We start from the raw sequence: 16,800 nt of genomic DNA on the forward strand, positions 1-16,800 counted from the left end.
CCACTCTAGGCGTCGACCGGGCCCCGGCGTTCGAGGAAGACGGTGTCCAGCCACACGCCGTCGCGCCGGGCGATGCGTTCGCGGATGCCGACGGTGCGGTAGCCGGCACTCTGATGCAGGGCGATGGACGCGCGGTTGTCGGTGAAGATCGACGTCTGCAGTGTCCAGAGCCCGGCCGCGTCGGCTTCCGTGACTTGCTTGTGCATCAAGGCCTTACCCACACCACGGCCGCGGTGGCTTTCCGCGGTGTAGACGGAAGTCTCGGCGACCCCCCGGTAGCACTCGCGCTCCGAAACCGGGACGGCGGCCGTCCAGCCGACGACCTCGCCGCCGATCTCGGCGACCCACCGGTGGCCGGGCAGCCATTTCGCGTCGAGGGCTTCCCGGCTGGGAACCTCGGTTTCGAACGTGGCGATCTCGGTGGCGATTCCTTCACCGTAGATCCGGCGGACCGAGTCCCAGTCGTCCTCGCGCAGCGCGCGGACGATGACGTCTTCCGGCAGGTTCTCCGGGCAGCACGGACGTGGCGCGAGCAGGCCCATCACGGCGTCGGCGGCATGCGGTAGCCCACTGCAGCAGGCCTGGTTGATCGTCACCACCGTGGCCGTGCCCTCTTTGCGCAGGTGCAGAAAGCCGACCTCGGCCAGCTTTCGCACGTGATGGGAGCACGTCGACTGGCTGGTTCCGAGGATCTCCGTGAGCGCGCCGACGGTCAGGCCACGGGGCGACGTCGCGACCGCGTGCAGAAGTTTGACGCGCATGGGCTCGGCCAGACAGGCGAACCAACCGGCGTACGTCGCGGCTTCACGCTCGGGCAGGAGGACGGGCACAACCGTGGTCATACCGCACAGTATCGACCAGAATCGATGGTTGCGTCAATCGATCCCGGTCGATACAGTCCGCTTCAATCGAGCAGGATCGATGAAAGGTGCGCGGGGATGAGCGAATTGCCTGTCGTGGTGATCGGAGCGGGCCCGGTGGGACTGGCGGCGGCCGCCGAATTGGCCGAGCGAGGTGTCGAGCCGCTGGTGCTGGAACGCGGGGCCGGAGCGGGCGCGGGGGTGGCCGAGTGGAATCACGTGCGGTTGTTCTCGGCGTGGTCCGAGCTCGTAGCTCCGGCGGCCGGCCGGTTGCTGGAAGACACCGGCTGGACGCGACCCGATGGCGACACGTATCCGACCGGTTCGGACTGGGCCGAGCAGTATCTGCGGCCGCTGGCGGCGGCGCTCGCCGGTCGGGTGCGCTTCGGCGCCGAGGTGGTCGGTGTCGCGCGGCGGGGCCGGGATCTCGTCGTGGACAGCGGCCGTGACGAGGAGCCGTTCACCGTGCACGTCCGAGCTTCGGACGGCTCGGAAGAGCGGATCTCGGCACGGGCCGTCATCGACGCGTCGGGAACCTGGTCGACGCCGAATCCTCTTGGCGGGGAAGGACTTCCGGCCATCGGCGAAAGAGCCGCGGCGGATCGGATCGTCTACCGGGTGCCGGATCTGGGCGACCCGGCGGTGCGGTCCCGGTACTCGGGCGAACACGTGGTGGTCGCCGGGAGCGGGCACTCGGCACTGACCGCCCTGGTCGCGTTGTCCGGTCTCCCGAAGGACGCACCGGATACGCGGATCAGCTGGGTACTGCGCCGCGGTTCGGTCGGCAACGCCTTCGGCGGCGGCGACGCCGACCAGCTCCCGGCGCGGGGCGCGCTCGGCCTCCGTGCGCAGGCGGCGGTGAAGTCCGGGCTGATCACCGTCGTGACCGGGTTCCGCACCGAGGCGGTCGAACGCGACGACGCCGGGAGGCTCACCCTGATCTCCTCTGCCGGGCAACGGATCGAGCAGGTCGGCGAGGTCGTAACACTGTCCGGATTCCGGCCCGATCTGACCTGGTTGTCGGAGCTCCGGCTGGAACTGGACCCGGCACTGCGGGCGCCGGTCGCGCTCGCGCCGCTGATCGATCCGAACGTGCATTCCTGCGGAACCGTCTACCCACACGGCGCGAAGGAACTCTCCCACCCGGAAAAGAACTTCTACCTGGCCGGGATGAAGAGCTACGGCAGGGCACCGACGTTCCTCGCCATGACCGGCTACGAGCAGGTCCGCAGCATCGCCGCGGAACTCGCCGGCGACCACGAAGCGGCCGCGCGGGTCGAACTGCACATGGCGGAGACCGGCGTGTGCGGTGGCGCCGGGCTGTTCGACGAGCTGGCGACGGTCACTCCGCCGGGGATTTCGCGGTCCAGCGTTGCCGCAGCCGGAGACTCACGTACACCAGGGCCACCAGCACCGGCACCTCGATGAGCGGCCCGACGACCCCGGCGAGCGCCTGCCCCGATGTCACCCCGAAAACGCCGATGGCGACGGCGATCGCGAGTTCGAAGTTGTTGCCCGCGGCGGTGAACGCCAGCGTCGTGGTGCGCTCGTAGGACAGCCCGGACGCCTTGCCGAGCAGGTAGCCGCCGATCCACATGATCGCGAAGTAGGCCAGCAGCGGCAAGGCGATCCGGGCGACGTCGAGCGGCCGGGAGGTGATGGTGTCCCCTTGCAGGGCGAACAAGATCACGATGGTGAACAGCAGGCCGTACAACGCGACCGGGCCGACCTTCGGCAGGAACGTGCCTTCGTACCAGTCACGTCCCTTCCTTCGCTCCCCCACGCGGCGGGACAGATAGCCCGCGGCGAGCGGGATGCCGAGGAAGATGACGACACTGAGCGCGATCTCCCACGGCGAGAAGTCGATGCTCGAGGTGTCGAGACCGAGCCAGCCGGGCAGCAGGTCGAGGTAGAACCAGCCGAGCACCCCGAACATGACCACCTGGAAGACCGAGTTCACCGCGACGAGCACCGCCGCGGCCTCGCGATCACCGCAAGCGAGGTCGTTCCAGATGATCACCATCGCGATGCACCGGGCGAGACCGACGATGATCAGGCCGGTCCGGTACTCAGGCAGGTCCGGCAGCATCAGCCAGGCGAGCGCGAACATCAGCGCCGGGCCGAGAATCCAGTTCAGCACCAAGGAAAGCACCATCGTGCGCCGGTCCTTGGTCACCGCGCCGAGCCGGTCGTAGCGGACCTTCGCCAGCACCGGGTACATCATCAGCAGCAGCCCGAGCGCGATGGGGAGCGAAACCTGCCCGATCTTCACCGCGTCCAGCACCCGCTGCAGGCCGGGGACGATACTGCCCCACAGGAGTCCGATCACCATCGCGGCGATGATCCAAGCGGGCAGATAACGGTCCAGAAAGGACAGTTTGCGCAGGACGTCGGGCTCGTCGGCGACACGTGTCACGCTGGGGCCTCCTGGCTCCGGGAAGTTGTTCACGCGTCGAGGATTTCGGCGACCAGGCCACGCACACGGCGGTCGATCTCGTCCCGGATCGGGCGGACGGCGTCCAAGCCCTGCCCGGCCGGATCTTCCAGAGGCCAGTCCAGGTACCGCTTGCCGGGGAACACCGGGCAGGTGTCCCCGCAGCCCATGGTGATCACCACGTCGGAAACCGCCACGTCCTCGGCGGACAGCTTGCTCGGCACCTCGGCGGTGATGTCCAAGCCCCACTCCGCGAGCGCCGCGGCCGCGGCCGGGTTCACCATCTCGGCGGGCTCCGAACCCGCGGACCGGACGGCGACCCGGCCGAGCGAATAGTGCCGCAGCAACGCGGCGGCCATCTGCGAGCGACCGGCGTTGTGCACGCAGACGAACAACACCTCGGGCGTGCGGGTCATCGGCGGAGTCCTCTCGGCGCTCGACTGGATCGAAGTCTACGGATCCAGATTGAAAGGCTTGCATCGATGTTTGTCAATCCACCGGGTACGCTCGCCGTCGAAGGTCACTCGGACCGAGGAGGGCACGTGGCGACGGAGAACGGACGCGGGCGCAAGCCGGTGCCCATCACCCTGCTGATGGCCGAGCCCGCGGCGGTCATCTCCCAGGACGGTGCCGAGCAGGCGGCGAAGTTGTTCAAGGCCCTCTCGGACCCGATCCGGATCCGGCTGCTGTCGCTGGTCCGGTATTCACCCGGCGGCGAGGCCTGTTTCTGCGATCTCGCCGAAGAGTTCGACATGCCGCAGCCGTCGCTGAGTCATCATCTCCGCGTCCTGGTCGCTGCGGGCATCCTCGATCGGGAGCGACGCGGCACCTGGAGCTGGTACAGCGTCCTTCCCGAATCGCTTCGCTACCTGGAGACGCTTCTGCGTCCCGGGGGCCCGCTGGCCGATCGGACCGCGCCGCTGCGCTGAACCCGAAGGTCACTCGGAGAAACGAGGCATTCCAGAACAGCGCTGAGCGTAGGTGCGCACTGCCCGATCGCACTGAGGCCGGGATCGCCACAACAGGTTCACAACAGTCCCGTGTCGTGTCGCCGGACAGGATTCCCGCTCGATCTCTTCGGAGCAAGGAGGGAACTTGCGCACATTCAGGAAGCTTCCGCGATAGTCGCGGTAGTGGCCGCGACCATGCTGTGCCCGGCGATGGCGAACGCCGCCGTCGGGTGCGCCGAACTCAGCCGGGGCAGCAACATCGACCCCGGGCTGGCGTCGATGCCGAACGGACCGTTGGACATCTTCCAGATCGCCTTGGGCGGCGCAGTCTTCCGCACTCAGGTGGATCCCCGCTCGAACGGCGTGATCGCCGCCCAGAACCTCGGCGGCGTGTCCCGCTCCGAGCCGGGTGCCGTCTCCTGGGGCCCGGGACATTCGGCGGTGTTCGTCCGCGGCGCCGACGACGCGCTGTACTTCATGCAGTTCGAAAACGGCGTGGCGTCCGGCTGGCAGAACCTCGGCGGGGTGATCACCTGGAATCCGCACGCGGTGTCGGCCGGGCCCGGACATCTCATCGTCTTCTACCGTGGCTCCAACAAACAACTGTGGTACCGCGAATACGTGAACGGCGTCTGGGGTCCGCACACCAGCCTCGGCGGCGTGCTGACCTCCAGCCCGATCGGGGTTTCCTCGGGGCCAGGTCACGTCGCGGTCGTCACCCGGGGCCAGGCCGACGACCTGTACTACCTGGAACGGGTCGGAGCCGAGTGGAGCAACTGGATCGGGCTCGGCGGCAGGTTCGCCGTCGATCCGATCGCCGTCTCCCGCGGGCCGGGGCTGGTCGACGTGTTCGTGCGGACGACCGGCTCACGGGTGGCGGGGATCAGCTACAACGGCTCGTCCTGGGGCTCTTGGTTCGACCTCGGAGCACCACGGGGTGGTGCGGTGTCCGAACCGGGCGCGGCCGCGACGAGTTCGGGCGAACTGGTCGTGTTCGCCCGTGGTGACGAGGCTCCCGCGTCGTTCCGCCCCATCTCGCGCAACTCCTCGTTCGACGGCGGAGTGACCTGGACGGGCTGGAACATGGTCGACGCGGGTTATGGCACTCCGTCGCCCAACAACCCGGAAGCGACCGCGAACGCGTTCGGCGGCTGGAACTTCGCCGCCACGAACTTCCCGGTCGGTGCCCGTGTCGGACCGCTACGCGTTTGTTCGTCCTCGTTGTGACCGCGAAACCACCGCCGGGAACCCGTTCCCGGCGGCGGTTCACGCCTCGTCTTTCAGCCACCGGTCCGCTTCTCGCCAGATGGCTCGCGCATCGAGGTCGGCGGTACGCCAGGTGGTGGCGCGGGTGGTGCCGAGATCGCGGTACTTCCGCATGATCGCCACGTGGGCGGGCAAGCCGACGAAACCACGCAAGCCGTCATGGTCGCGCCACACCGAGACCGATCCGAGCCGCCGGCGCAGCGGTTCCGCCCACAGCCATTGGCCGACCGCGCCGGGCAACCGGGGCCACTCGCGGCTGAGCAAGTAACCCGCCCGGTAGGCGCCCGGCGTGCTCCGGAAGTCGTCGAGTGTCAACACGGTGACGCTGACCAGCACTTCTCCGGAGAAGTCCGCGGCATGGCCGGGCATCCACCTACCTCTGATCATGCTCGCTCCTCAGTTCGCGGCGGCCCGAGATGGCTGAACACTGCTTATGATAAGCATATGCTTATCATTGGGCGGCGAAGGCTGGTGGGCTTGACCCTGCGCTGCGGCCGAGGTGGAGCCGATGTCGGCGAGTGGGGAGGATTAGGGACGCTTAACGTCGCAAATCTTCCGTTGGTCTAGCTCCGAGTCCCGAGCGACTCTCAACGATGTGGGAATCAGGACACTCAACGTCCCGATTCCCACATCGTCGGCCCCGGCACGACGAGCAGCCAACCTTGGATCGGCCAGGCGACTCGAGTGGGGAGGATTGGGGACGTTGAACGTCCCAAATCCTCCCCACTCGACCGTGCCGCGGCGACCGTGCTCGCCGAACTGAGCAACGCCGCCAACCGCATTGCTCAAGCGCTCCGCCGCTGACCTCGCAGTGCGTTACGCCGGCTCCCGTTCACGAAGTCGTTGAAGCGGTCGACGGCCCAGATGGTGCGCAGCCCCAACGGGCCCATCATCATCGGGCGCGGAAACTCGGCCTTCTTCACCCACAGCGCCGCCAGGTCCTCGTGCCGCTCGCCGTCGACGATCAGATCGGCGATGAGCGAGCCGACATAGGGCGCTTGGGCCAGACCGTGGCCGTTGCAGGCGATCGAGTAGTAGATGCTTTCGTCGAGCTGTCCGGCGAGGGGAAGCCAGGACGAAGTGATCGCGATCCAGCCGCCCCACGCGCGATCGAGCGCGACGTCGGACAGGGCCGGGAACCGTCTCGCGAACGCTTGGGCGAGTTCCTCGACGAGCGCCGGGTCCGGTTTCTTCGCCGGAAGCGGATAGGTCCTGCCGCGTTCGAGCCGCCGGACACCGAAGACGATGGTTCCGCGGGGCGTCAGGCGATAGTTCTCCATGATGTTGTGCTGGGTGACCAGACCCGAGCGGCTGGTCCAGCCCAGGGCCGCCAGCCGGGCGGGGTCGATGGGCTCGGTCTCCACCTCGATGACCCAGATGGGCACGGAAAGCCGGGGCGGGGTGATGTCCCACTCCCCCGCGTACGCGTTTGTCGCGAGAACCACCTTGTTCGCCCGCACTTCACCTTGGGCGGTGGTGATGACCGCCTGGCCGCGGTCGCGTGCGACGCCGGTGACCTTGGTCCGCTCGAAGACTTGCGCGGGCGTGCCGAGCAGCGCCCGGCGTACCCCCGCGGTGAACAAACCGGGATTCATGATCCCGCCGACGTTTTCCCGCATCCCGCCGACGAAACCGTGTGGGATCCCGAGGCTTTCGGTCGTGCCCAGTTCCACGTCGCCCCCGGCCCGCCGCAGAAGCTTCGCCACCCGCCGCACCCGGCCCATCTGCCCACGGGACACCGCCGCGAAGACGTTGCCGCTCCGTTCGTAGCCGCAGTCGATGTCGTGCTTCTCGATGAGGTCCTCGACATGGTGCGCGGCATGCTCGGCAAGGCGGATCATGCCGGGCATCTTCTTGCGGTAGAACAGATTCAGGAGCTGGAGGTCGCCTCCCGGCGCGCCGGCCAGCTGGCCGGCGTTGCGCGAACTGGCGCCGTGCCCGCAGAATTCGGCCTCCAGCAGCACCACGTCCCGGCCGCGTTCGGCCAGCCGCAACGCCGTCGACATACCGCCGAGGCCGCCGCCGACCACCGCGACATCGCAGGTGAGGTCGCCGGAAAGGGAAGGCCGGACATCCGCGGGCGGATCGACCCAGCCGCTGAAAGTGTCGTATTGGACACCGCCGGTCTTCATCGCCCACTTCCGGACAGCACCGCCGCGCCCGAATCCCTTTCGTATCCTGCCGCCACGTTGTATTCATGCAGAGCGCGATAGGCGAAGTAGTACACGAACATCTGGAATCCCCAGGTGGCCAGTGCCGCACTGTAGAAAAGCGTCCGGTGCGCGTCGTCGCCGGGGATCGGGAAGAAGTCGTAGGTGATCGCGATGACGGATCCCGCGATGGTGACCAGCGCCGCGCCGACGGCCTGCACCGTGGCGCCGATTCGCCAGAGCCGCCAGGAGAAGTAGGCGAGGAAAGCCGTTGTGAGCACGTTGACCACGACGAAGAACGTCGCCGGACCGACGTGCAGCTGATCGGCACGGAACTGCTGGAGGTACAGCCCGGCGACGGCGGCGAGGGCGAACACGCCGACATCGACCGCGACGGACGGCTTGTACCGATGCGTCACGCGCATCAACCCCATGACCAGGATGAGGGTGATGCCGACCGAGCGCGAGAAGGCGTCGAAGAAATACGCGATGCTGTAAAGGGGACTTCCTTCGTCTCCACCGAGAAGCGCCCAGAGGAGAAAATTCGAGCCCGACGTCGCGACGATCATCCATTCCAAGCCGAGCAGATAATTCTTGTAGTGCCGGATGAACTTCCACCCGAAACAGAAGCCGGCGAAGATCATCCAGAGATCGGCCAGCATGAAGAGCAGATCCTTCATGTCCTTGATTCCTTCGAGTCGTGCCTTCGCCTTTGCGTCGAAGGCGGTACATACGGATATCGAGCCGACTTGTGATCCGGCTCATAGCCTACGCCAGAGTTAGCCATCCGATCAAGTCGCTTGACTAAGTTCCCGCTGACGGCTCCGCTGCTAGGCTGGCGTTGACTTAATCAAGCGTCCAACTACGTGCACCGGGAGGATTGCGTGCCACGGATCCCCGCCGCCCAACGGCGCAGCGACTTCATCAAGGCCGCGGTGGAGGTCATCGCGACCTACGGCATCGAGGGCGCGACGACCCGGCGGATCGCCGAGGAGGCCAAAGCGAACCTGGCGATGCTGCACTACTGCTACGACTCCAAAGAAGATCTCTTCGGCGACGTCTACGAGTTCGTCGCGAGCAGGTACCGCGCCATACTCGCGGACGACGAAACCCACGGCGACGTGCAAGAGACCGCTCGACGGCTCCTGCGCGGAGTCATGGAGTGCTATCTCGAGTCGATCAGCTTCACCGCGGCGACGGTGGAGCTCATCAGCTGGGCACGACGTCAGCACGGAGACCGCGGTATCGCGGTGTACGACAAGGCTCTCGAGACGGTGCGCGTCAGGCTCGCTGAAGCCGGCGCGACCGAACCGGAGGTCGTCGACGAGATCGCCTTCGTCATCGCCGCGCTGGCCGACGGTTTCGCCGCGAACTGGCTGACCTACGGGGACCGGACCGCCGCACTGGGGCAGATGGAGATCGCGACGTCGGTACTCGACAGCTGGCTCGCGGCCCGGCTCGGATCCGCGCCGGTGGCTTCGTGACCGGGTGAGCCGTCACAACGGCAGACCGGGCGAATCGACCCCGACGACCCGGTCGCCGCAGAAGACACGCACCGACTCGGCGGGTCCGTGGCCGCCGATACCGGCCGGGCCCCAGAAGCTCTGAGCCGAGTCGTCACCGAGGTCGGCGATCTTCGCGCCATTGACGCGCACTTCCCCCGCCGAGATCCTCGAGCCGACGTCGATCGCGCGGTCGGTGTCGGCGCCGAACACGTACGCGTCGAGCCCCGACGGATCGGCATTGGCGACGCGCAGCGCTTGTTCGTCGGAATCCACGGCGTGCAGCGAAACGACCGGACCGAACAGCTCGGCCGTGGCCTGTGCGGGGTCGGCGCCGACGGCGATGGTCGGTGACAGGAAGTAGCCGTCGAGCTCGGGCAGCCGAGCGGGCCCGTGGAGGGTCGCCCCGAGGTCGCGCAGCCCTTCGAGCCTGCTCTGGAGAGTCCGGAAGTGCGGGGCGTTGGAGATCGGGCCGAGCTGGACGTCCTCGTCGAGCGAGTGACCGACGACGAGCTTGGAGATCCGCTCGGTCAACGCATCGAGAAGGGGGGCGACCAGGCTTCGGTGCGCGAGGATCTTGCCCGGCCCCTCACACCACTGACCGTTGAGTTTGGTCATCCCGTCGAGGATCCCGTCGGCGGTGACGTCGACGTCGGCGTCGTCCAGCACGAGCACCGGGTTGTTGCCGCCGAGTTCCAGTTGCAGGACCTTGAAATCCTCCGCGGCCGCCCGTGCGATGGCGCGTCCGGCACCGGGTCCGCCGGTGAACGAGACGATCTTGACGCGCGGGTCGGCGGTCAGCCTCGCGCCGACGTCGCCACCGCCGTGCACGAGTTGCAGCGCACCGCTGGGCAGGCCCGCCTCGACGAAGCACTCGACGATGATCTGCGCGCTGCCGGGCGCGTGCTCCGACGGCTTGAGGATGACCGGGCAGCCCGCGGCCACCGCACTGGCGATCTTGGCCGCGGGGATGAAACTCGGACCGTTCCACGGTGTGAGGATCGCGGCGGGCCCCCATGGCACCTTGTAGAGCCGGACGTCGCGACCGCCCGCCGCCAGCGCGGTGACGCGCGGAATGTTCACCAGATCCGCCGCCGACGCCCGGATCCTCATCGGCAGGAAGGCCGCGACCTTGCGGGTGACGCTGATCGGCGTGCCGCTGGTCAGCGAGTCCGTGCGGGCGATGTCCTCGGTACGGGTCTCGACGATGTCGGCGACGCGCTCGAGCAGGCCGGCGCGCTCGCGGCGAGCGTCTTCGTCCCAGCGGCCGACGTCGTACACGCGCTCGGCGTGCCGCAGCGCGCGCTCGATGTCGTCGGGTGCCGTGGTGACGGAGCGATGGATACGCTCGCGTGTGTTGGGGTCGACGTTCCACGTGTCGGGGACCGTCTCGCAGGCGATCCAGGAGCCGGCGATGTGGTTCACCGGCTGGGGGATCTCGATCTCGTTGCTCATCTTCGCGTTCCTTCGCTGGTCAGGACTGGAGATCGACGACGATGCGGGTCACGTCGCCGGACTTCATCGCCTCGAAGCCCTCGTTGATCTCGCCGAAGGGGATTACGCGCGTCACCATCTCGTCGAGCAGCAGGCGCCCCTGCTGGTACAGGCGGGCGAACTGCAGGATGTCCTGCCGCGCCTGGCCGGAGCCCATGTAGGAGCCGATGAGCCGCTTCTCCCCGAAGAAGAAGTCCGATGCCGGGACGCTGAGTTCGGTGCCTCCTGGCGCGATCCCGACCAGGCACGCGGTCCCGGCCGGGCGCACGAGGGCCAGCGCCGTCGCGGCGGTGCGGGCCGAGCCGACGGCTTCGAAGGAGTAGTCCACCCCGTCGCCGAGCAGGCGATGGAGTTCCGCGACCGGGTCGCCGTCCCCGCCGTTGACGACATGGGTGGCGCCGTAGTCCCGCGCGGCCTTGAGCCGTTCGTCGTCCAGGTCGATCGCGACGATCGCCGAGGCGCCGGCGAGCCTGGCGCCTTGGATGATGGCCGATCCGACGCCACCGCAGCCGATGACCGCGACCGTGCTGCCCGGACGCACCTTGGCGCCGCGGAACACGGCGCCGACGCCGGTGATGACACAGCAGGCCAGCAGGCAACCGACGTGCAGCGGAACGTCGTCCGGGAGCCTCACCAACGAGTTCTCGCGCATGAGGACGTGCCGGGAGAACGCCCCGATGTCCCCCAGTCGCTCGATCGGCTCACCCGCCGTGGTCTGGAACGCGGGCCTCGGGCGGCGACGGATCTCCTCCACCCGGCGGCATTGGGTCGACCGCCCGGCTTCACAGTTCGCGCACCGGCCGCAGGACGGGGTCAGCGCGCCGACCACCCGGTCACCGGGGCGCAGTCCGGACACCTGCGAGCCGACCGCCTCGACCACGCCCGCCACCTCGTGGCCGACCACGACCGGGAGGCCGGTCGGCACCGTTCCGGTCATGTAGTGCAGATCGCTGTGGCACAGCCCCACGTTCGTGACCGCGACCCGCACCTCGTGCGGTTCCGGGTCGTCCACCCGGATGACGGTCAGCTCGAGTGGTTCGCCGACGGCGGTCAGCACCGCGGCCTGGGTGTCGATCATGTCGAGGTCTCCTTTTCGGATCTTGTGGACAGAAAGCCCTCGATGCCCGCGCGCAGGACCCCGCTCGCCCACGCCTCGGCGGCAGCGAGGTCCTCACGGGTGAAGGCCGCTTCGACGTCCTCTGCCCGCGGGCGCAGGAGCGCGAGATGAAGGGCCGTCGTGTTCCCCTCGGGAGTCCAGTCGATGACGGTGTCGACGGCGCGGTCGATCAAGGCGGCGGGCTCGACGATCTCGTCCAGAAGGCCGATCCGCAGGGCTTCGCCGGCCGGCACGCGAGGGGAACCGAGAATCAGGCGCGTCGCGTGGTTTCCGACGAGCCGCCGCAACAGCACGCTGGACGCGTTCGAGATCGTGATGCCCCGGCCGTTTTCCGGTTGGAAGTACTCCGTCGCCGAGGTTCCGATGCGAGCGTCGCAGCACAACGTGATCTCCGAGGCTCCCCCGACGGCGATTCCGTTGACGGCCGCGATCACGGGCACCCGCGTCTCCAGGATCGCGCGGGTGATGTCGTGGAAACTCGCGAACGCCTCGCGCATCTCGGCTTCGGTGGACGGCGCGCTCAGGAGATCCTCGCCCGCGGAGAAGGCTCGTCCCTCTCCGGTGAGCACGATCCCGCGCACGCGCTCGCCGGTCCCGAACTCGCGGATGACACTCGCCAGCCGGAGCCGGGTGGCGACGTCCATGGCGTTGAGCTTTTCGGGGCGGCGGAGCGTCACCACCGCCACGTCCCGGACGACGCCGACGTCGAGGAATCCCCTCGGCCGTCGCGCACCGAGGTCGTACGTCACGCCGGGATCGGCCGCGGCACGCGCTTTGAGCGCCGGTTTGGAAACGCGTTCGGAAGGAGTGCGGGGGAAATCGGCGACGAACTCGACATAGCGCGGCACCTTGAACCGCGCGAGTTCCTTGCCCGCCCGTTCGACGATCCGCTCGGCGGTGGCCCGGACGGCGGGCACGCCGGCCGCCAGCCGCACGAACGCTTTGACCTCCTCGCCGAAGGTCTCGTCGGGTTCGGCGACGACGGCGGCCGACACCACCAGATCGTCTCGTTCGAGGGCGGCTTCGACCTCCACGCTCGCGACGTTCTCGCCGCCGCGTCGCACCATGTCCTTGATCCGGCCGACCAGCCGGATGCCGTGGTCCTGGCGGCGGACGACGACGTCGCCGGTGTGGAGCCAGCCGTCCCGCAGCACGCGGGCGGTGTCCTCCGGGCGGTTCCAGTAGCCGTTCATCATCGGTGTGCCCGCGATGATCAGCTCACCGGCCTCACCGTCGGGCAGGTCGGCGCCGTCGGGGCCGACGACACGCACCTGTTTCGTCGGCACCGGGCCGCCCAGGCTCCCGCTTCCCACGGCGCCGGGGTCGTCGAACGGGCTGAACAGGTCGATCCCGGACTCGGTCATCCCGTAGACCTCGCGCCACGGGGCATCCCATCGCTCCTCCAGCTTCGCGTGAAGACCAGTCGGGATTCCCGAACAGAAGACGAGCCGGAGGTCGTTGTCGCGGTCTTCGGGGGAAGGCGGCTGTTTGAACAGCAACGTCGGCATGGAACCGAGGACGTAGAAGAAGGTCGCGCGGTGCCGCCGGACGTCCGCCATGAAGGTCGACGCGGAGAATCGGGGCAGCACCACCAGCGGCGCACCGGCCGTCAGGGCCAGCGCGGTGTTCCACTGTGGATCCATGTACGAGAACGGTTGCGCGGTAAGAAGAATGTCGTCGGCACCGAGCCCGGTCGCCGCCGCGCAGATCCAGCCCAACCGCACCCAGTAGTCGTGGGTGAGCATGCACGCCTTGGGGAAACCGGTCGTGCCCGACGTGTACTGCAGGTTCGCGAGTGCCCCGCCGTCGATCGGCACAGCCGGAGGAGTCGCGGGGAACGACTCCGACCCGTCGTCGGCGACATCGATGACGCGGACGTCCTCACCCGCGACGACCTCACCGATCAGAACCGAACGTTCGGCATCGGTGCACACCACGCGTGCCCCTGAATCCCGGAGGACGAAGGCGAGATCCGCCCGCTGATAGGAGCTGTTGACCGGTACGGCGACCGCGCCCGCCTTCAGCACGGCGAGCCACACCACGGGCCAATGCACGACGTTCGGGAGCATGATCGCGACCCGTTCGCCGGGCCGGACGCCGTCGACCTCGATCAGCCGGTGCGCCAGCCTGGAGGTCCAGTCGTCGATCTCGGCAAAGCTCCATGACCACTCGCCGAAACGCAGGAACTCCCGCGCGGGCGAGTCCTTCGCGCGCCGCGACAGCAGTTCCGTCAGCGTCGGGACGGCGGGGTCGTCGCCGAGCCGTTCGAAAGCGACTTCCGCGGTCATGGCAAGCTCCTTCGCCTCTTCGCCGCGGCCTGGACCATCCATGTCACCGTCGGGTCTTCGCTCTTCATCCATTCCGGATGCCACTGGACGCCGAGCACCGGAGCATCCGGGAGCTCGACCGCTTCGATCACGCCATCGCTCGTCCGTCCGGTCACGACCAGGCCGGTGCCGCAGCGGTCGACGGCCTGGTGGTGCCACGAGTTGGTCATCGCCTGCTCGCCGAACAGACCGGCGGCGATCGAGCCTTCTTCGAAGGACACGAGGTGATCGGCGGTTCCGTCGGTGGGCGCGGTCTCCGCCGACAGGTGGCTCACGGGCCCGGACGGCAGATCGGCGACGAGGGTGCCGCCGAGCGCGACGTTGAGCACCTGCATCCCTCGGCACACCCCGAGCACCGGAATCCCCTGCTCCAGGGCGGCGCGGACGAGCGCGATCTCGTACTCGTCCCGGGCCGCGTCGTGGACCATCGGGTCGGTTCTCGGATCGATGTCGCGGACCACGCTCTGGTCGCCGCCCCAGAACGCCGGGTGGACGTCCTGCCCGCCGGTGATCACGACCCCGGACAGCCGCTGACAGATCTCCGTCGCGTCGGTGTCGTAAGAGAGATACATCGGAAGCCCGCCGGCGTGCGCGATCCGGCTCGCGAAGTCCGACATGTAGCTGTCGAGACAACGGTCGCCGTACCGCTCGTCGGCTCTCCTGATCAGATCCAGCCGGAACCGCCTGCCGGTGATGCCGATCATCGGACGCGCGCTCACGGGAACTCGAAGTATCGAGTGGACTCCCAGTGCGAGAGTTCGGCGAACGGGTCGCCGCCCTTGGTGTGGAACTCCATCCACTCCCAGCGTCGTGACGCGACCCAGAAGTCCACGAACTCGTCACCGAGGTATTCGCGCAGGAGAGGATCGGCGTCCAGGGCGGCGCCCGCTTTCGACATCGTGTCGGGGATCCGGGCGGGCCCGCCGCCTTCGGGCAGGCACCACGCCATGTCCGTGACCTGCTCCGGCGGCTCGATCTCCCGCTCGATGCCTGCCAGGACTCCGGCCAGCACCCCGGCCAGCGCGAGGTAGGGATTGACGTCGGCGCCGGGAAGCCGATATTCGAGCCGCGAGTACTTGGAGTGGCCGGTGATGGCCCGGACCGCGGCCGTCTTGTTGTCGACGCCCCAGCTCACGACGGTGGGTGGCCCGGTGAAGTCCACCAGCCGCCGGTAGGAGGTGATCTGCGGCAACGCGATCGCGGTGTTGCCCGCCATCGTGGCCAGCAGTCCGCCGACCGCGTGCCGCATCAGCCGGGACGGGCCTTCTTCGGCGAAAAACCGGTTCACCCCGTCGCTCTGGAGCGACAGGTTGATGTGGGCGCCCTGCCCATAGCCCGCCGTCGGCTTGGCCATGAAGGTCACCGTGTGGCCCTGTTCGAACGCGACCTCACGCATCACCTGCCGTGTACGCGCCCAGGAATCGGCCAGCGTGATCGGATCCGCGGGCGCCAGGTTCAGTTCCGTCTGGCCCGCGGCGGCCTCGTCGGTCCATGCCTCCCAGGTGATGCCGACACGATCGAGGCGATCGACGACCGCCTCCATGTAGTCGACCCAGTCCTTGGACCTCGCCAAGTGGTAGGTGGCTCCCGTGCCGCCACCCAACGGCGTCAGCTCCCGGTACCCGCGCTTTCGCGCCTCCTGAACGGATTCCTCGAACAGCGTCGCTTCGATCTCCACGGCGATCGTCGCCGTGTACCCGAGAACCGCCAGCCGGGCCACCAGTTTCCGCACGAGGTTCCGCGGGCAGATCGGCACGGGGGTGCCGTCCTTCAGCCAGTAGTCGCCGATGACCGCATCCAGGCCCGGCTTCCATTCGACGAGGGTCGACAGGTCCGGGACCATCTGGATGTCGTGGAGATTGCCGCGCCAGTCCGGAAAGGCGTCACCGAGGACGATCTCGTTGCCGAGGTCGATCGCGAACAGGATGTCGGCGAAGGCGAAGCCGGCTTCCTTGCCCGAGGCGAATTTCGTGGGCGACACGTTCTTGCCGAGAAAGCTTCCGTCGTGGTTCGTAGCTTCGAGGCGCACGGCGCGCGGGTCAGACATCGAAACGGACCTTCCACGAAGCGGCCGTCATGACCGACATCTGCGCCAACGTGCCTTTGATCCGCAGCCCGGCCGCCAGGGAGCCGGCGAAATCGTCCGCTCCGCTGAAGAAGCCGGCGAGCAGGTCGGCCGGACCCGCCATCAGGTACTCGGTCTCGCCGTCGCCGAACCGCTGCCGCTCCGAGCCATCGGCCTCGACGATGAGGACGTCGGGGATGCCCGGGATTTCCCTTGTCACCGCCCAGAAATTCCGGGCGGCCGCACGCCAGTGCGGGAGCGGCGGCGTCAGCGCGCGCAAGGTGTCGGCGGCCAGGACGATATCGCCGGCGGACTCCCGCACGGAGGCGAACCGCGCCCGCAGGTCGACGAAGACCGTCGCGTCGGGCTCGATCACCACACCGCCGGTCACCGCGATCGTGTCGCCGCGGAAGGCGATCGTCGCGGACTGCGGCGTGTCGTGGGACCGGACCGCCACGGTGCCGGCGGACCGGCTCAAGACCTCGTGTGCGTGACCGGTTCGCGAGGAGTCACGCAAGGTGCGCCCGATCAACCGGACAACGGGACTCGCGTCGTCCTCGATCACGATGGCGACGGCCGGGCCCTCCCTTACGGGTGTTTCGGGGAACGTCATGATCTCGGCCATTCGTCGGCCC

16 protein-coding genes are annotated in these 16,800 nt (G+C 68.3%); 4 read left to right on the forward strand and 12 right to left on the reverse strand.

The window, feature by feature from the left end; translation table 11 throughout:
• Window positions 1–5 precede the first annotated feature (5 nt).
• Window positions 6–842, reverse strand: a complete 837-nt coding sequence (locus AORI_RS64575) for a helix-turn-helix domain-containing GNAT family N-acetyltransferase (protein WP_016335051.1) — start codon at window positions 840–842, stop codon at window positions 6–8.
• 96 nt (window positions 843–938) lie between these two features.
• Between AORI_RS64575 and AORI_RS64580 the strand changes: the two genes are divergently transcribed.
• Window positions 939–2,288, forward strand: a complete 1,350-nt coding sequence (locus tag AORI_RS64580) for an NAD(P)-binding domain-containing protein (RefSeq protein WP_081809701.1) — start codon at window positions 939–941, stop codon at window positions 2,286–2,288.
• On the opposite strand, the gene arsB is transcribed toward AORI_RS64580, so the two are convergent.
• Together arsB and AORI_RS64590 are read right to left on the reverse strand one after the other, a co-directional pair.
• Window positions 2,203–3,276, reverse strand: a complete 1,074-nt coding sequence (gene arsB, locus AORI_RS64585) for an ACR3 family arsenite efflux transporter (protein ID WP_016335054.1) — start codon at window positions 3,274–3,276, stop codon at window positions 2,203–2,205. The two genes, AORI_RS64580 and arsB, sit on opposite strands and share 86 nt — an antisense overlap.
• Before the next feature lie 29 nt (window positions 3,277–3,305).
• On the reverse strand, window positions 3,306–3,710 hold the full coding sequence (locus AORI_RS64590) for an arsenate reductase ArsC (protein WP_016335055.1): 405 nt from the start codon (window positions 3,708–3,710) through the stop codon (window positions 3,306–3,308).
• Between the two features lie 126 nt (window positions 3,711–3,836).
• On the opposite strand from AORI_RS64590, the gene AORI_RS64595 reads away from it, so the two are divergent.
• Both AORI_RS64595 and AORI_RS64600 read left to right on the forward strand, forming a co-directional pair.
• The gene (locus AORI_RS64595; protein WP_016335056.1) at window positions 3,837–4,223 is read left to right on the forward strand and encodes an ArsR/SmtB family transcription factor; all 387 of its coding nucleotides are present in this window, start codon (window positions 3,837–3,839) and stop codon (window positions 4,221–4,223) included.
• A gap of 204 nt (window positions 4,224–4,427) precedes the next feature.
• Window positions 4,428–5,471, forward strand: coding sequence for a DUF8189 domain-containing protein (locus AORI_RS64600; protein ID WP_016335057.1), 1,044 nt, complete (start codon window positions 4,428–4,430; stop codon window positions 5,469–5,471).
• Window positions 5,472–5,510: 39 nt separating this feature from the next.
• Here AORI_RS64600 and AORI_RS64605 read toward each other — a convergent pair whose 3' ends face one another.
• The 3 genes from AORI_RS64605 to AORI_RS64615 all read right to left on the reverse strand — a co-directional run bounded on the left by AORI_RS64605 (window position 5,511) and on the right by AORI_RS64615 (window position 8,340).
• Window positions 5,511–5,897, reverse strand: coding sequence for a hypothetical protein (locus AORI_RS64605; RefSeq protein ID WP_123798499.1), 387 nt, complete (start codon window positions 5,895–5,897; stop codon window positions 5,511–5,513).
• A 398-nt stretch (window positions 5,898–6,295) separates the two neighbouring features.
• Window positions 6,296–7,642, reverse strand: a complete 1,347-nt coding sequence (locus AORI_RS64610; protein WP_016335059.1) for an NAD(P)/FAD-dependent oxidoreductase — start codon at window positions 7,640–7,642, stop codon at window positions 6,296–6,298.
• Complete coding sequence (locus tag AORI_RS64615) at window positions 7,639–8,340, reverse strand: hypothetical protein (protein WP_016335060.1); 702 nt, start codon at window positions 8,338–8,340, stop codon at window positions 7,639–7,641. Before AORI_RS64615 ends, AORI_RS64610 begins: the two co-directional genes overlap by 4 nt.
• A 204-nt stretch (window positions 8,341–8,544) precedes the next feature.
• Here AORI_RS64615 and AORI_RS64620 point away from each other — a divergent pair, with 204 nt between their 5' ends.
• A complete protein-coding gene (locus AORI_RS64620) occupies window positions 8,545–9,144 on the forward strand; it encodes a TetR/AcrR family transcriptional regulator (RefSeq protein WP_016335061.1) in 600 nt (199 codons plus the stop codon).
• 12 nt (window positions 9,145–9,156) lie between these two features.
• On the opposite strand, the gene AORI_RS64625 is transcribed toward AORI_RS64620, so the two are convergent.
• The 6 genes from AORI_RS64625 to AORI_RS64650 are packed head-to-tail and all read right to left on the reverse strand — an operon-like array spanning window position 9,157 to window position 16,790.
• Window positions 9,157–10,617 carry an aldehyde dehydrogenase family protein gene (locus tag AORI_RS64625; RefSeq protein WP_016335062.1) on the reverse strand — a complete coding sequence of 487 codons (1,461 nt, stop codon included), beginning with the start codon at window positions 10,615–10,617 and terminating at the stop codon, window positions 9,157–9,159.
• 19 nt (window positions 10,618–10,636) lie between these two features.
• Window positions 10,637–11,734 (reverse strand): Zn-dependent alcohol dehydrogenase, encoded by a 1,098-nt coding sequence (locus tag AORI_RS64630; protein ID WP_016335063.1) that lies wholly within the window; start codon window positions 11,732–11,734, stop codon window positions 10,637–10,639.
• Window positions 11,731–14,061, reverse strand: a complete 2,331-nt coding sequence (locus AORI_RS64635) for an AMP-binding protein (RefSeq protein WP_016335064.1) — start codon at window positions 14,059–14,061, stop codon at window positions 11,731–11,733. Before AORI_RS64635 ends, AORI_RS64630 begins: the two co-directional genes overlap by 4 nt.
• Entirely contained in the window at window positions 14,058–14,819 is a 762-nt protein-coding gene (locus tag AORI_RS64640) for a gamma-glutamyl-gamma-aminobutyrate hydrolase family protein (RefSeq protein WP_043848191.1), read from the reverse strand. The genes AORI_RS64635 and AORI_RS64640 overlap by 4 nt, the downstream gene beginning before the upstream one ends.
• Window positions 14,816–16,147, reverse strand: coding sequence for a glutamine synthetase family protein (locus tag AORI_RS64645; protein WP_016335066.1), 1,332 nt, complete (start codon window positions 16,145–16,147; stop codon window positions 14,816–14,818). Before AORI_RS64645 ends, AORI_RS64640 begins: the two co-directional genes overlap by 4 nt.
• Entirely contained in the window at window positions 16,140–16,790 is a 651-nt protein-coding gene (locus AORI_RS64650) for a hypothetical protein (RefSeq protein ID WP_016335067.1), read from the reverse strand. Before AORI_RS64650 ends, AORI_RS64645 begins: the two co-directional genes overlap by 8 nt.
• Between the last annotated feature and the right edge of the window lie 10 nt (window positions 16,791–16,800).

Origin of the sequence: Amycolatopsis keratiniphila, assembly GCF_000400635.2 — a bacterium.
GTDB lineage: Bacteria > Actinomycetota > Actinomycetes > Mycobacteriales > Pseudonocardiaceae > Amycolatopsis > Amycolatopsis keratiniphila.